The 14661-nt window shown below is 73.2% G+C and carries 11 protein-coding genes; 8 read left to right on the forward strand and 3 right to left on the reverse strand.

Going from position 1 to position 14661, the window contains the following annotated elements; translation table 11 throughout:
* Positions 1 to 4: 4 nt before the first annotated feature.
* Complete coding sequence (gene folC, locus AC07A4_RS08715) at positions 5 to 1549, reverse strand: bifunctional tetrahydrofolate synthase/dihydrofolate synthase (protein ID WP_478594915.1); 1545 nt, start codon at positions 1547 to 1549, stop codon at positions 5 to 7.
* 131 nt (positions 1550 to 1680) lie between these two features.
* Here folC and AC07A4_RS08720 point away from each other — a divergent pair, with 131 nt between their 5' ends.
* Positions 1681 to 2688 carry a rod shape-determining protein gene (locus AC07A4_RS08720; protein WP_478594917.1) on the forward strand — a complete coding sequence of 336 codons (1008 nt, stop codon included), beginning with the start codon at positions 1681 to 1683 and terminating at the stop codon, positions 2686 to 2688.
* 295 nt (positions 2689 to 2983) lie between these two features.
* Here the strand turns inward: AC07A4_RS08720 and AC07A4_RS08725 are convergent, their stop codons facing one another.
* Complete coding sequence (locus tag AC07A4_RS08725; RefSeq protein ID WP_478594920.1) at positions 2984 to 4138, reverse strand: sensor histidine kinase; 1155 nt, start codon at positions 4136 to 4138, stop codon at positions 2984 to 2986.
* 144 nt (positions 4139 to 4282) lie between these two features.
* On the opposite strand from AC07A4_RS08725, the gene AC07A4_RS08730 reads away from it, so the two are divergent.
* The 5 genes from AC07A4_RS08730 to AC07A4_RS08750 all read left to right on the forward strand — a co-directional run bounded on the left by AC07A4_RS08730 (position 4283) and on the right by AC07A4_RS08750 (position 9697).
* A complete protein-coding gene (locus AC07A4_RS08730; RefSeq protein WP_478594922.1) occupies positions 4283 to 4915 on the forward strand; it encodes a hypothetical protein in 633 nt (210 codons plus the stop codon).
* Complete coding sequence (locus AC07A4_RS08735; protein ID WP_478594925.1) at positions 4912 to 6060, forward strand: PAS domain-containing sensor histidine kinase; 1149 nt, start codon at positions 4912 to 4914, stop codon at positions 6058 to 6060. Before AC07A4_RS08730 ends, AC07A4_RS08735 begins: the two co-directional genes overlap by 4 nt.
* The gene (locus AC07A4_RS08740) at positions 6057 to 6734 is read left to right on the forward strand and encodes a response regulator transcription factor (RefSeq protein ID WP_478594927.1); all 678 of its coding nucleotides are present in this window, start codon (positions 6057 to 6059) and stop codon (positions 6732 to 6734) included. Before AC07A4_RS08735 ends, AC07A4_RS08740 begins: the two co-directional genes overlap by 4 nt.
* Before the next feature lie 416 nt (positions 6735 to 7150).
* A complete protein-coding gene (gene wecB, locus AC07A4_RS08745) occupies positions 7151 to 8299 on the forward strand; it encodes a non-hydrolyzing UDP-N-acetylglucosamine 2-epimerase (RefSeq protein WP_478594929.1) in 1149 nt (382 codons plus the stop codon).
* Between the two features lie 45 nt (positions 8300 to 8344).
* The gene (locus tag AC07A4_RS08750) at positions 8345 to 9697 is read left to right on the forward strand and encodes a glycosyltransferase family 2 protein (protein ID WP_478594932.1); all 1353 of its coding nucleotides are present in this window, start codon (positions 8345 to 8347) and stop codon (positions 9695 to 9697) included.
* 81 nt (positions 9698 to 9778) lie between these two features.
* Here AC07A4_RS08750 and AC07A4_RS08755 read toward each other — a convergent pair whose 3' ends face one another.
* Positions 9779 to 12403, reverse strand: a complete 2625-nt coding sequence (locus AC07A4_RS08755) for a valine--tRNA ligase (RefSeq protein WP_478594935.1) — start codon at positions 12401 to 12403, stop codon at positions 9779 to 9781.
* Positions 12404 to 12567: 164 nt separating this feature from the next.
* Between AC07A4_RS08755 and AC07A4_RS08760 the strand changes: the two genes are divergently transcribed.
* Together AC07A4_RS08760 and AC07A4_RS08765 are read left to right on the forward strand one after the other, a co-directional pair.
* Positions 12568 to 13527, forward strand: coding sequence for a hypothetical protein (locus AC07A4_RS08760; RefSeq protein WP_478594938.1), 960 nt, complete (start codon positions 12568 to 12570; stop codon positions 13525 to 13527).
* 57 nt (positions 13528 to 13584) lie between these two features.
* Positions 13585 to 14592 carry a hypothetical protein gene (locus AC07A4_RS08765; RefSeq protein ID WP_478594940.1) on the forward strand — a complete coding sequence of 336 codons (1008 nt, stop codon included), beginning with the start codon at positions 13585 to 13587 and terminating at the stop codon, positions 14590 to 14592.
* Positions 14593 to 14661: the final 69 nt, after the last annotated feature.

Consider the following 14661-nt stretch of genomic DNA (forward strand, 5'->3'; position numbering starts at 1 on the left):
GCGGTCAGCCCTTCCCCAGGAGCAGTCGGGCCTCGCCGACGGTGATGACGGAGCCGGTGACGAGGACGCCGCCGCCCGCGTACTCCCCCTCTTCCTCGGCGAGGGTGATCGCGGCCTCCAGGGCGTCGTCCAGGCGCGGTTCGACCTGGACGCGGTCCTCGCCGAAGACCTCGACGGCGACGCCCGCGAGCTCGTCCACGCCCGCCGCGCGGTGGCTGGAGTTCTGGGTGATGACGACCTCGGCGAAGATCGGCTCGAAGGCCTCGAACATCTCGCGCGCGTTCTTGCCGTCGCTCACGCCGACGACGCCGATCAGACGGCTGAAGTCGAAGACCTCGCCGATGGCCGCGGCGGCGGCGCGGGCGCCCGCCGGGTTGTGCGCGGCGTCCAGGACGACGGTGGGCGAGCGGCGCACGATCTCCAGGCGGCCGGGCGAGGAGACGGCGGCGAAGGCCTTGCGGACCGTCTCGATGTCCAGGGGCTCCACGCGCTGGGCGCCGACGCCGAAGAACGCCTCGACGGCGGCGAGCGCCACCGCCGCGTTGTGCGCCTGGTGCTCGCCGTGCAGCGGCAGGAACACCTCCTCGTACTCCCCGCCGAGGCCGCGCAGCGTGAGCAGCTGCCCGCCGACGGCGATGTGCCGGGCGACGACGCCGAACTCCAGGCCCTCGCGGGCCACGGTCGCGTCCACCTCGACGGCCTTCTTCAGGAGCACCTGCGCGGCGTCCACCGGCTGCTGGGCCATGATCACCGTGGCGTCCTGCTTGATGATGCCGGACTTCTCGGTGGCGATCTCGGCGGTCGTGGTGCCGAGGCGGTCGGTGTGGTCCAGGTCGATGGGGGTGACGACGGCGACGGTGCCGTCGATCACGTTCGTCGCGTCCCAGGTGCCGCCCATGCCGACCTCGACGACGGCGACGTCCACCGGGGCGTCCGCGAAGGCGGCGTACGCCATGCCGGTGAGCACCTCGAAGAAGGAGAGCCGGAACTCCTCCTTGGCGTCGATCATCTCCACGTACGGCTTGATGTCCTCGTACGCCTCGATGAAGCGCTCGGCGGTGACCGGGGCGCCGTCCAGGCTGATGCGCTCGGTGATCGACTGCACGTGGGGGGAGGTGTACCTCCCGGTGCGGAGCTCGAAGGCGCCGAGGAGGGCCTCGATCATGCGGGCCGTGGAGGTCTTGCCGTTCGTCCCCGTGATGTGGATCGAGGGGTAGGACCGCTGGGGGTCGCCGAGGACGTCGAGCAGGGCCTTGATGCGCTGGACGGACGGGTCCAGCTTGGTCTCGGGCCAGCGGGCCGCGAGCTCGGCCTCGACCTCGCGCAGCGCCTTGTCCACCTCCGGGTCGGCGGGGCGGGCCGGGGCGTCGGCCTGCGGCGGGCCCGCCTGGGCGCGCAGGGTGCGGCTGCCCGCCTCGATGACGGCGAGATCGGGGTCGCGGCCGGTTTCGGCGGCGACGATCTCGTCGAACTGGTCGGGACGGGCCGAGGAGCCGGCCGGGCCGCTCTCGTCGTCGTGCGGGCTGTCGTTCGGAGGGAGGTCACTCACGTACGCCAGTCTACGGAGACCCGCCGACAGCGGCCGTGCGGGCGGCCCCGAGGCGCTCGGGACCTTGGTCCCGCCCGATTCGGGACCAAAGTCCCTCCGCGTCCGGGATGCGCCCGGCAAACTTGGCGATCATGGACATAGGCATCGACCTCGGCACCGCCAACACCCTTCTGTACGTACGTGGTCAGGGCATCGTGCTCAACGAGCCGTCCGTGGTCGCCGTCAAGGAGGGCGCGCGCGGGGCTCTCGCCGTCGGCACGGAGGCCAAGGAGACCATCGGCCGCACCCCCGGCTCCATCACGGCGATCCGTCCCCTCAAGGACGGCGTGATCAGCGACTACGAGGCGGCCGAGGAGATGATCCGGCACTTCGTGCGCAAGGCCGTCTCCGGCCGCAGGCCCCGCACCCGCATGGTCGTGTGCGTCCCCAGCGGTGTCACCCAGGTCGAGCGGCGGGCCATCGTGCACGCCGCGCAGCGGGCCGGGGCGCGGGCCGTGCACCTGATCGAGGAGCCGATGGCCGCCGCGATCGGCGCGGGGCTGCCCGTGGCGGAGCCGCGCGGCTCCATGGTCGTCGACATCGGCGGCGGCACCACGGAGGTCGCCGTGATCTCGCTGGGCGGCATCGTCACCGCGCGGTCCCTGCGCGTGGGCGGCGACCGCCTGGACACGGCGATCACCGACTACGTGCGCAAGGAGCACGCCCTGCTCATCGGCGAGCGCACCGCCGAGGACGTGAAGGTCGCGATCGGCTCGGCGGGGCCGGTGCCGGGCGCCGACGACTTCGCGTCGCGGACGTTCACCGTGCGCGGGCGCGAGAAGGTGGGCGGGCTTCCGAAGACGGTGGAGCTCACGGTGGGCGAGGTGCGGGGGGCTCTGGACGAGCCGGTGGAGGCCATCATCGCGGCGGTGCGGGCCACCCTTGAGGAGTGTCCGCCGGAGCTTTCGGGGGACGTCATGGAGCACGGGATCGTGCTCACCGGGGGTGGGGCGCTGCTGCCCGGGCTCGATCTGCGGCTCTCCTCCGCCACCGGGATTCCCGTCTTCGTCGCCGACGAGCCGCTGGACAGCGTGGCCATGGGGTGCGGGAAGTGTGTGGAGGACTTCGACGGGTTGGAGCGGGTGATGTCGGCGGCGTGAGCCCTCGCGGGTGCGCCCCAGGCCCGCCCCTTCCCGCTCCGGGTGCGGCTGCCCCCGTTCCCCCGCTCACCGAGATCGGCGCTTGCGCGCCTCGTCCTCAAACGCCGGACGGGCTGAATCTTCGCGCTGGCGCGCTTGTCCTCAAACGCCGGACGGGCTGGATCTTCGCTGGCGCGGCTGGTTTTCCCACCCACCCAGCCGCGAGCCGCTAGGTCGGGGGGTGCGGTGGCAGCCGCAGGTGTAAGGGCGGGCGGGTGGGAGATAGCCCGTCCGGCGCTTGAGGACACCGCGCGGGTCAGGTGGGGAGGTCGGCCACGACCTCGTACGTCCCAGCTCGCGCCGTCGCAACGAACGTGCCGCCAAGGGAGCGCACCCGCTCCCCCATCCCCGCCGTCCCCGTCCCCGCGGACACGGGTGGCGCCCCGGCGGGGCCCGCGGCCGGCAGCGCGTTGCGGACGCGGACCCGGAGGCGGCCGTCCCGTACCCGCACCTCGACGTCCACGCGCTCCCCGGGCGCGTGCTTCGCGGCGTTGGTGAGGCACTCCTGGACCACCCGGTGCACGGCGGCCTGCCGCAGGGGCGAGAGGTCGCGGGCGGCGGCGTCGACGTGCAGGGTGACGGGGCTGCCCGCGCGGACGCTGTGCTCGACCAGGCCGGGGAGCGCCTCCAGGCCGGGCGTGGGGTGCCCGTCGACGCCCCGTTGCACGATGATCTCGTTGAGCATGCGGTGGGCGGAGCGGGCGGTCTCCGAGAGCTCCTCGAAGCCGTCGGCGCCCGGCCCTTCCCCGGCGCGCCGGGCCAGGACCTGGGAGCGCACGCTGAGCAGCGTCAGCTCGCGGCCGACGAAGTCGTGCACGTCGCGGGCGATGCGGGCCCGCTCCCGCTGCACGGCCCGCAGCGCCTCGGTCTGGGCGCGCTGCGCCTGGAGCGCGCGCACGAGGTCCTGGCGGTTCGCGGCGACGCCGACGCCCGCGGCGAGCGCGCCGATCGGCACGACGAGGCTGAGGAACTCGCTGAGGGTGTCCCCGCGGTGCGTCGGCCAGCCGGGCTGGCTGAACATCACGTACGCGAAGGAGACATAGCCGACGACGCCCACCGCCCCGGCGAGCCGCCCCCGGTAGCGGGCCAGGGAGTACAGGGCGAACTGCGCGAGCGTCAGCTCGTGCAGCCAGCCGAGCAGGCCGAGTGCGACCAGGTACGGCACCCAGGGGGCGCGCCGCCGCACGAGCAGCGTCGCCGCGCCCGCCGTGAGGACGAGCGCGGCCGTCAGGCCGTTCAGCGAGTTGTCGTCGGCGGCCAGGCCCGGCACGTCCAGGGCCATCAGGGACAGACAGGCGAGCGCGGTGAGACCATCGAGGACCCGGGGTTCGCGTGCGCAACGCCGAGCGAGGCGGCGACACCTGGCCACCGCCTGACTGAGCGCCGTAGCAGCGGCGGGCCGGTCCTGCATATCCTCTCCATCATCGCTGAGGTCTTTGCCTCGGCACATCAGACTTTCGGCCCTCCTGCCCGTGGCGCCCCGCCCGTACGACAACGGGTGTACTCCCCGGCGCGGCTGCCCCGCCACCGCGCGCCCCGGCGTTCCAATCGGACCATGTGGTATGCCCAGAATCCGGGTCGCCGGACCCGTCAGCTCGCCGGTGACGCGGCCGCCCTGCTGTGGACCGCGCTGTGGACCGCCGCCGCGCTCGTCGCCTACCGGCTTGCCGTGCTGCTCACCCGCCCCGGCCCCGACTCGGGCGTCGCCTCCTCCGGGTCGCCCGCCGCGCGCCTGCCCGTCGTCGGCGACGACGTGGGCGCCGCCCTGCGCTCGGTGGTGGGCTTCGCCGACGCCGTCGACCCGATGACGCTGCGCGCCGGGCTCGCGGTGACCGCCGCGAGCCTGTTCCTGCTGCCCATCGCCCTCGTCCTCGTCGCCTGGCTGCCGCGCCGCGCGCGCTGGGTGCGGCAGGCGGCCGCCGCCCGTGAGCTCGCCGCCTTCGCCAACGGGCGCGAGCTGCTCGCCCTGCGCTCGCTCCTGCGCCCCCTGGACGAGGTGGCCGCGACCGCCGCCGCCCTCGGCGACGCCACCCCCGGCAGCCTCGCCGAGGGCTGGCGCCACGCCGACCCACGCACCCTCGACGCGCTCGCCGACGCCGAACTGGAACGGCTCGGCCTCGACCCCGCACCCGGCCTGGAGCCGCCCGGCCCGCTCCTCGCCTCGCCCGCGGGCCGGTCGCCCGCATGACGGCGGAGCCCCGGGGGCTGCACGCCCCCTTCTCCGAGGCCGTCCTTCGGGCGATCCCGCTGGGGGCGCTGCTCGTCGGGGACGACGGCCGGATCGTGGCGTCCAACCCGCAGTTCGCGGAGATCTGCGGGCTGCACGACGTCGACACCTCCACCGGGGCGCCCGCCGACCCCGTCGCGGACGCCGTGGCGCGGCTGCTGCCCGACGACTCCGCCCCCTCCCCGCGGACACTGCGCAGCCAGTTCGTCCGCAAGGCCGAGGTACGCCTGAGGGACGGCCGTACGCTGCGCCGCAGCAGGCAGCCCATCGACGCGGGCGAGCTCCGCCTCGGCGTGCTGTGGCTCGTCGAGGACGTCACCGAGCAGCTCCGGTACGAGGCCGATCTGCACCGGCACATCGACACCCTGAACGAGCTGGCCCGCGAGCGCGCCGAGTTCGCCGCCCGCACCTCGCACGAGCTGCGCACCCCCCTGTCGACGATGCTCACCTTCTGCGAGCTGCTCACCGACCCCGGCCTGGGCGCCCTCGACGAGGCGCGGCGCGAGTACCTGGACACGATCCGGCGCGCGGCCACCCGGATGCGGGACATGGCCGACGGCCTGCTGCACCGGTACGCGCAGGCCGCGGGCGGCGCCCCGCCGTCCTTCGCGCCGCTCGACCCCGGCCCGCTGCTCACCCGCCTCGTGCACGACATCACCCCGTGGGCCACCCGTGACGGCGTCTTCGTCGCCCTCGACCTGCCCGGCGGCGAGCGGCCCGGGCTGGTCGCCGACGCCGGGCAGCTGGAGCGGGCGCTGACCGCGCTGCTCGACAACGCCGTGAAGTTCACCCCCGCGGGCGGCACCGTCACCGTCACCGCCCGGCCGCACCCCGGACCCGACGGCGCCGAGGGCTGGCGGATCACCGTGGCCGACAGCGGCATCGGCATCCCCAAGGAGTTCCACGAGGAGGTCTTCACCGAGTTCGTACGCGCCCCGAACGCCCGCCGCGGCGGCTACCCGGGCACCGGGCTCGGCCTGAGCGTCGTACGGGACGCCGTGCGGCTGCACTCCGGGACCACCGCCGTGCACAGCGCCGAGGGGCACGGCACCGGCGTCGAGGTGTGGCTGCCCCTGTCCGGGCCGCCCGGGACCGGCGCGGCATGACCCGGCTGCTGCTCGTCGAGGACGACCCCGACCTGGGGCTCGCCCTGCGAGTGCTCTTCACCCGCGCCGGGTACGAGGTGGTGGCCGCCGACGACGGCCAGGAGGCCCTGCGGCTGCTGTTCGCCCGGCGGCCCGCCCTGATGGTGCTCGACCTGGTCCTGCCCGGCCTGGACGGCTGGGACGTCCTTGACCGCACCCGGGACCTCACCGACCTGCCCGTGCTCATCCTGTCCGGCCGCACCAGCCCCGCCGAGCGCGTCCGCGGCCTGCGCTCCGGCGCCGATGACTACCTCTGCAAGCCCTTCGACCACGTGGAGCTCCTCGCCCGCGTCGAGGCGCTCCTGCGGCGCTCCAACCCCGAGCAGTGGCGCGGCGACTACGTGGAGGCGGGGCTTCGGCTCGTGCCGGAGCGGCGGTCGGCCGTGTGGCAGGGCCACGAGACTCGGCTGAGTGCCATCGAGTACCGGCTGCTCGAGGTCCTCGTCCGCAACCGGGGGCGGGTCGTCACCACCGAGCAGCTGCTCGACCTCGTCTGGGACGATCCCGGTGGGGGCGGGCGGGAGCGGGTGAAGTTCGCGGTGCTCCGCCTGCGGCGCAAGCTGGCCGTCGGTGAGGGGGCCGACCCCTTGGAGTCGGTGCGGGGCCTCGGCTACCGCTACCGCGGCGAGGGCTGACCCTCGCGGGGCGCCCCAGGCCCGCCCCTTCCCGAACCATGGGGCTCCGCCCCCTGTCACCCCCGAAAAGCATCGGCCTTCGGCCTCGTCCTCAAACGCCGGACGGGCTGAATCGTGCCGGTTGCGGCGACAGTTCTAGCCCGTCCGGCGTTTGAGGACGAGGCGCGGAGCGCCGAAAGGCTTTGAGCGGGGGAACGGGGGCAGCCGCACCCGGATCGGGAAGGGGCGGGCCTGGGGCGCCCCGCGAGGGACCTTGGTCCCGGCGGCGGGGGACCTGTGGGCCAGGGCCTTCGGCCCGAAAAGGCGCGGCCGCGGGCGCCGCAACCGTTGGGCAACCGAACACGAGCCGCCCCCGCAACCCACACCCCACAAGCTCCTGGTTCCGCCCAGCCACCCCCGCCCCGCCAGGAGCCCCGTTGCACGCCGCCCCCACCCTCCCGCCCCGCTCCGTCGCGGTCGTCATCGGCACCCGCCCCGAACTGGTCAAGATCGCCCACCTGGTCCGCCTCCTCGGCCCCGCCGCGCACCTCGTCCACACCGGCCAGCACTACGACGCCGCCCTGTCCGGCCAGTTCCTCACCGAGCTCGGCCTGCCGGAGCCGACGCTGCTTGAGGGCGTCGGCGGCAAGCCCCGCGCCGTCCAGATCTCCTCGGCCCTGGCGCAGCTCGACGCCCTGTTCGCCGAGGAGCCGCCGCTGGCCGTGGTCGTCCAGGGCGACACCAACGCGGCCCTCGCGGGGGCCCTGGCCGCCAACGCCCGCTCCCTCCCCCTCGTGCACGTCGAGGCGGGCCTGCGCAGCCACGACCGGGCGATGCCCGAGGAGCACAACCGGATCGTCATCGACCAGCTCGCGGACGTGCTGTGCGCGGCCACCGAGGACAACCGCGACCTGCTGCGCGCCGAGTCCGTCCCGGCCGGGCGGATCACCGTCACCGGCAACACCGTCGTCGAGGCCGTCCAGGAGCACCTGCCCGCCGCCGACGAGCGCGCCGCGCTGCTCGCCGCCCACGGCGTGAGTGCCGACCAGTACGTCCTCGCCACCGCGCACCGGCCCGAGAACACCGACGACCCGGACGCGCTGCGCGCCATCCTGACCGAGCTCTCCGCGCTCGCCGCCGACCTTCCGGTCCTCTTCGCCGTGCACCCGCGCACCCGCGCCCGCATCGAGGCCGCCGGGCTCACCCCGCTGCTCGCCCCGCTCACCGAGCTGGCGCCGCTCGGCTACGGCGCGTTCCTGGCCCTGGCCCGGCACGCCGCCGTCATCGTGTCCGACTCCGGCGGCATCCAGGAGGAGACCACCGTCCTCGGCCGCCCCCTGGTCGTCGTGCGGCGCTCCACGGAGCGGCCCGAGGCGATGGACGCCGGTTTCGCCGACCTGGTCGCCCCGGGCCGGGAGATCGGCCGCGCGGTGCGCCGCCGCCTCGCCGAAGGCCGGGCGGGCCTCGACCACCTGGCCGCGCTGCCCTCGCCGTTCGGCGACGGCCTGGCCTCCCAGCGCATCGCCGTCCTGCTCGGCGCGCTCGCCGCGGGCCGCACCGAGCGCGAGCTCATCCCCGCCGCCTGACCCCGCTCCGCTCCTCCCCCGTCCCCCCACGCGTACGAGGCCCGCATGCTCACCCCCACCGTCCTGCTCTACGTCCTGCCCTTCTTCCTCCTCGCCTGCTTCCTGCTGTACTGGGCGGGCGCCCGGCACGCCTACGTCCGGCGCCCCGAGACGCCCGAGGGCGACTCCGCGCCGTTCGGCTGGCACTTCTTCGTGCCGTGCCGGGACGAGGAGACCGTCATCGGCACCACCGTCAGCCAGCTGCGGGCCGACTTCCCCGCCGCGCACGTGTGGGTCGTCGACGACGACAGCGAGGACGCGACGGCGGCCGTCGTGACCGCGATCGCCGACCGCGACAGCCGGGTGCACCTGGTCTCGCGCCGCCGCCCCGACGCCCGTATCGGCAAGGGCGCCGCCCTCAACTCCGCGTACGCGGCCCTGAACGCGTTCCTGCCCAAGGACACCGACCGCGCCCAGGTCGTCGTCTGCGTCGTGGACGCCGACGGGCGGCTCGCGCCCGACGCGCTCGCCCGTGTCAGCGGCACGGCCGGGTTCGGCGACCCCGAGGTGGGCGGCGTGCAGGTCAGCGTGCGGATGCGGAACGTCGACGACGAGCGCCTTCCGCTGCCCGAGCGCGGCCGTCTCGCCAACGCCGTGGCGCGGCTCCTGGTGCGCATGCAGGACATGGAGTTCGCCGTGTCCAACGCGGGCATGCAGCTCCTGCGCGGCCGCACCGGCTCCGTGGGCCTCGGCGGCAACGGCCAGTTCACCCGTCTGACCGCGCTCGACCACATCGCCGCCGCCGAGCGCCGCCCCTGGCAGCGCGACGCGCTCCTGGAGGACTACGAGCTGGGCCTGCACATGATCCTCGGCGGCTACCGGGTGGCGCACATCGCCGACACGTACGTCTCCCAGGAGGGCCTGCCGCGCCTTCGCCGCTTCCTCACCCAGCGCACCCGCTGGGCGCAGGGCAACCTCCAGTGCGTGCGGTACGCGCCGCGCATCGTCTCGTCCCGGCACTACTCGGGCCGCGGCGTCCTGGAGACCCTGTACACGTTCATGCAGCCGCTCGCGCACGTCGCGACGCTGGTGCTCAGCCTGCTGCTGCTCGGTCTTGTCGTGGTCGGCGGCTCGCTCAGCGACGCCTTCCTCAGCGCCTGGCCGCTGATCCTGGTCCTGTCCGCGTTCTCGGTCCTTCCGTTCGTGGCCTGGGGCCCGCTCTACCGCCGTGACTTCGCGCCCGACCGCTCCCGGCTCACGGGCCTGCTGTGGGGTCTCGCGCTGTGGGTGTACGCGTACCACGTGTTCATCGTGGCGGCGCGCGGCTTCCTGCGGCTCCTGCGCGGCCGCAACGGCTGGGCGAAGACGCGGCGCAACGCGGAGGCGGTCGGTACGGGACCCGTCGCCACGGAGGCGTAACGGCCGCGGGGGGCATGCGAAAGGCGCCCGGAACTCCAGTGAGTTCCGGGCGCCTTTCGCATACGTACGAGGCGAACCGCCTTACGCCGCCGGGAGGCTGTCCAGCTGGGCCCGGAGGCGGGCGATGTCCTCGTCGGCCTTGGCGAGGCGGCCGCGGATCTTGTCGACCACCTGGTCCGGGGCCTTCGCGAGGAACGCCTCGTTGCCGAGCTTGGCGGTGGCCTGCTGGCGCTCCTTCTCCGCGGCGGCCAGGTCCTTGGCGAGGCGCTTGCGCTCGGCCGCCACGTCGATCGTGCCCGACAGGTCGAGCGCGACCGTGGCGCCCGCGACCGGCAGCGTCGCCGTCGCCGCGAAGCTCTCGCCCTCCGGCTGGAGGCGCAGGAGCTGGCGGACGGCGGCCTCGTGCGGCGCGAACGGCGTGCCGTCCAGGGTGAGTCGGGCCGGGACCTTCTGGCCGGGCTGGAGTCCCTGGTCGGCGCGGAACCGGCGGACCTCGGTGACCAGGTCCTGGAGGGAGAGGATCTCCTTCTCGGCGCCCGCGTCCCGGAAGCCGCTGTCGGTCGGCCAGTCGGCGATCACCACGGACTCGCCGCCGGTGAGCGTGGTCCACAGGGTCTCCGTCACGAACGGCACGACCGGGTGGAGCAGGCGCAGCGTGACGTCGAGGACCTCGCCGAGGACGCGCTTGCTGACCTCGGCGGCCGGGCCGCCCGCCATGAACGTGGTCTTGGACAGCTCCACGTACCAGTCGAAGACCTCGTCCCACGCGAAGTGGAAGAGGGCGTCGGAGAGCTTCGCGAACTGGTAGTCCTCGTAGAACGCGTCGACCTCGGCGACCACCGTGTTCAGGCGGGAGAGGATCCAGCGGTCGGTGGCCGACATCTCGGCGGCGTCCGGCAGCGGGCCCTCGACGGTGGCGCCGTTCATCAGCGCGAAGCGGGTCGCGTTCCAGATCTTGTTGGCGAAGTTGCGGGAGCCCTGGACCCAGTCCTCGCCGATCGGCACGTCGACGCCGGGGTTGGCGCCGCGCGCGAGGGTGAAGCGGAGCGCGTCGCTGCCGTACTTGTCCATCCAGTCAAGGGGATTGACGGCGTTCCCGAAGGACTTCGACATCTTCTTGCCGAACTGGTCGCGGACCATGCCGTGCAGGGCGATGGTGTGGAACGGCGGGGTGCCGTCCATCGCGTACAGACCGAACATCATCATCCGGGCGACCCAGAAGAAGAGGATGTCGTAGCCGGTGACCAGGACGGAGTTCGGGTAGAACTTCGCGAGGCTCTCGGTCCGCTGCGGCCAGCCGAGCGTGGAGAACGGCCACAGGCCGGAGGAAAACCAGGTGTCGAGGACGTCGGTGTCCTGCGTCCAGCCCTCGCCGGTGGGCGGCTGCTCGTAGGGGCCGACGCAGACGACCTCGCCGTTCGGGCCGTACCAGACGGGGATGCGGTGGCCCCACCACAGCTGGCGCGAGATGCACCAGTCGTGGAGGTTGTCGACCCAGTCGAAGTAGCGCTTCTCCATCTCCTGCGGGTGGATCTTGACCTGGCCGTCGCGGACCGCGTCACCGGCGGCCTTGGCGAGCGGGCCGACCTTGACCCACCACTGCATGGACAGGCGCGGCTCGATGGTGGTCTTGCAGCGCGAGCAGTGGCCGACGGAGTGCGAGTACGGCCGCTTCTCGGCGACGATGCGGCCCTCGGCACGCAGCGCGCCGACGATGGCCGAGCGGGCCTCCAGGCGGTCCAGGCCCTGGAAGGGGCCGGGGACGGTGATGATGGCGTGCTCGTCCATGACCGCGATGTTCGGCAGGTCGTGGCGCTGGCCGATCTCGAAGTCGTTCGGGTCGTGGGCCGGGGTCACCTTGACGGCGCCGGTGCCGAACTCGGGGTCGACGTGCGTGTCGGCGACGACGGGGATGGAGCGGTCGGTGAGCGGCAGCTTGATCTGCTTGCCGACCAGGTGCTTGTAGCGCTCGTCCTCGGGGTGCACGGCGACGGCCGTGTCACCGAGCATCGTCTCGGCGCGGGTGGTGGCGACGACGATGGTCTCGTCGCCTTCCCCGTACTTCATCGACACCAGCTCGCCGTCGTCGTCCTGGTACTCGACCTCGATGTCGGAGATCGCGGTCAGGCAGCGGGGGCACCAGTTGATGATGCGCTCGGCGCGGTAGATCAGCTCGTCGTCGTAGAGCCGCTTGAAGATCGTCTGGACGGCCTGGGAGAGGCCCTCGTCCATGGTGAAGCGCTCGCGGGACCAGGCGACGCCGTCGCCGAGGCGGCGCATCTGGCCGGAGATCTGGCCGCCGGACTCGCCCTTCCACTGCCAGACGCGCTCGACGAAGGCCTCGCGGCCCAGGTCGTGGCGGGACTTGCCCTCCTTGCCGAGCTCGCGCTCGACCACGTTCTGCGTGGCGATGCCCGCGTGGTCCATGCCGGGCTGCCACAGCACCTCGAAGCCCTGCATGCGCTTGCGGCGGGTGAGGGCGTCGATCAGCGTGTGCTCGAAGGCGTGGCCCAGGTGCAGGCTGCCGGTGACGTTCGGCGGCGGGATGACGACGGTGAAGGGCTCCTTGTCGCTCGCCGCGTCCGCGTCGAAGTAACCGCGCTCTACCCAGCGCTCGTACAGCGCCCCCTCTACCTCGGCCGGCGCGTACTGCGTCGGGAGTTCGGGGGTGGTCGCTGAGGGCTGCTGCTGAGAGTTCTCGGTCACGGGCCCAGTTTAGGGGTGTCACAGACTGGTCCCGAAACCAGAATCTTCAGTAACGGTTGCGGACCTGGGGGCCACGGCGCTCCACCCGTCGGTCAGGATGTCGGAAGCACATAAACGCGCGGGGCACACGCAGGCGCGCAGACGCGTTCGAGGGGGACCCAGTCATGAGCTTCAACCAGCCGGGCCCGTACGGGGGCCAGCAGCCCGGTCCGTACGGTGGTGGCCAGCCTCAGCAGCCGGGTCCGTACGGCGGTGGCCAGCCGGGCCCTTACGGGCAGCAGCCCCCGCAGCCCGGCCCCTACGGGCAGCCCCCGCAGGCCCCGCCGCCCGGTTACGGCTACCCGCAGCAGGCTCCCCCGGGCGTCCCGCCGCAGCAGCCGTACGGGCAGCCGCAGGGTCCGTACGGGCAGCCGCCGCAGGCCCCCTACGGGCAGGTCCCGCCGCCCCCGCCGCAGGGCGGCGGCAAGAAGACGGGGCTGATCATCGGCGCGGCGGCCGTGGTGGCCGCGATCGGCGTCGGCGCGTACTTCGTCTTCGGCGGCGACGGCGGCGGCTCCGGCTCGGTCTCGGACGACGGGCCCCACCAGCTGGTGTCCCCCGCGTCGGTCGGCGAGTTCCAGAAGGAGGTGTCCTCCGGCTCCTCCGGCGGCCCGCTGAGCGGCGCCGACGAGGAGGACGCCGCCGAGGTCGGCATCAAGAACGCAAAGCAGGACGAGACGGACTACAAGTCCGGGGACGGGCTCAAGGCGAAGAAGCTGAGCGTGGTCGGCATGTGGGGCGAGATCAGCGACCCGGAGAAGACCATCGACGACGCCTTCGACAAGCTGCACGAGGAGTCCCAGAAGGACAGTGACGACAAGGAGAACGTCACGTGGGAAGGCAGTCCCACGTCCGTCTCTCCCAGCGGCCTGGACAACGCGCTGATGAAATGCCAGACGGTCAAGGTCACCGAGGGCAGCAAGGGTCTGGAGATCCCCATCTGCGCCTGGGCGGACCGGAGCACCTTCGGCTTGGTGACCGCCACCGACACCGCCGCGTTCGTGACCGGCGGCGACAACATGTCGCAGGACGACGTCGCGGAACTCGCGGCCAAGTACCGCGAAGCGGCCCGCGTGAAGAAGTGAAGAAGTGACGCACGCGCGGCCCGTAAGAAGCAGCAGTAACGGAGGGAACCCCCAGTAATGAGCTACAACCAGCCGGGCCCGTACGGCGGCCAGCAGCCCCAGCAGCCGGGGCCGTACGGCGGCGGCCAGCCGGGCCCCTACGGGCAGCAGCCGCCGCAGCCGGGGCCCGGCTACGGCTACCCGCCCCAGGCCCCCCAGCAGCCGGGCTACGCCTATCCGCCGCAGGCCCCCCAGGGCGTGCCGCCCCAGCAGCCGCCGTACGGTCAGCCGCAGGCCCCGTACGGGCAGCCGCCGCAGGCCCCCTACGGGCAGGTCCCGCCCCCGCCGAGCGGAGGCGGCGGGGGCAAGAAGACCGGTGCCATCATCGGCGCGGTGGCCGTGGTGGCCGCGATCGGCGTCGGCGCGTACTTCGTCCTCGGCGGCAAGGACGGCGGCTCCGGCTCGGTCAAGGACGACGGCCCGCACAAGCTGACGGCGCCCGCGACGGTCCTCGGCGACTACACGAAGAAGGAGTCCAAGGAGGACTCCATGAGCTCGGAGAGCCGCGCGAAGGCCGAGAAGAACGGCGTGAAGAACGCCAAGGACATCGCGGCCCAGTACGAGTCGGGGTCCCAGGACAACCCGCTGTCGAAGAAGCTGGTGCAGTTCAACGGCATCTACGGGGAGATCGACGACCCGGAGAAGGTCGTCGACTACATGTTCACCAGGGCGGAGGACGGCTTCTCCGAGGAAGAGGACTCACCGTCCGGCTCCGGCACCAGCGGCGGCAAGAAACTCACGCCGGTCGGCGAGCCCAAGTCGTACAACCCCTCCGGGCTCGACGGCGCGATCATGAAGTGCCAGGAGATGAAGTTCGAGGGCCCCTCCGACACGGGTTCGTCGTCGGCCGGGTCGCAAGGGCCGAAGAACATGACACTGCCGGTGTGCATCTGGGGCGACAACAGCACGATCGGCGTCGTGATCACGACGGACGTGGCGAGCGTGCTCGGCGGCAAGAGCCCCGACCTGGAGGACACCGCGAGCACCGCGGCCAAGTTCCGCAAGGAAGTCCGCGTCAAGATCTGACCCTGTCGGGGTCAGCCACCTGACGTCACGTCACATCACCTCAGCCACGAACGAAGGGGGCGCCCAGCG

The organism is Streptomyces sp. NPDC043996, from assembly GCF_056435225.1.

Bases quoted from the DNA above. Each gene is read 5' to 3' on its own strand.
- AC07A4_RS08720 (WP_478594917.1), top strand. From the start codon at position 1,681: ATGGACATAGGCATCGACCTCGGCACCGCCAACACCCTTCTGTACGTA.
- AC07A4_RS08725 (WP_478594920.1), bottom strand. From the start codon at position 4,138: ATGCAGGACCGGCCCGCCGCTGCTACGGCGCTCAGTCAGGCGGTGGCC.
- AC07A4_RS08730 (WP_478594922.1), top strand. From the start codon at position 4,283: ATGTGGTATGCCCAGAATCCGGGTCGCCGGACCCGTCAGCTCGCCGGT.
- AC07A4_RS08735 (WP_478594925.1), top strand. From the start codon at position 4,912: ATGACGGCGGAGCCCCGGGGGCTGCACGCCCCCTTCTCCGAGGCCGTC.
- AC07A4_RS08740 (WP_478594927.1), top strand. From the start codon at position 6,057: ATGACCCGGCTGCTGCTCGTCGAGGACGACCCCGACCTGGGGCTCGCC.
- AC07A4_RS08750 (WP_478594932.1), top strand. From the start codon at position 8,345: ATGCTCACCCCCACCGTCCTGCTCTACGTCCTGCCCTTCTTCCTCCTC.
- AC07A4_RS08760 (WP_478594938.1), top strand. From the start codon at position 12,568: ATGAGCTTCAACCAGCCGGGCCCGTACGGGGGCCAGCAGCCCGGTCCG.
- AC07A4_RS08765 (WP_478594940.1), top strand. From the start codon at position 13,585: ATGAGCTACAACCAGCCGGGCCCGTACGGCGGCCAGCAGCCCCAGCAG.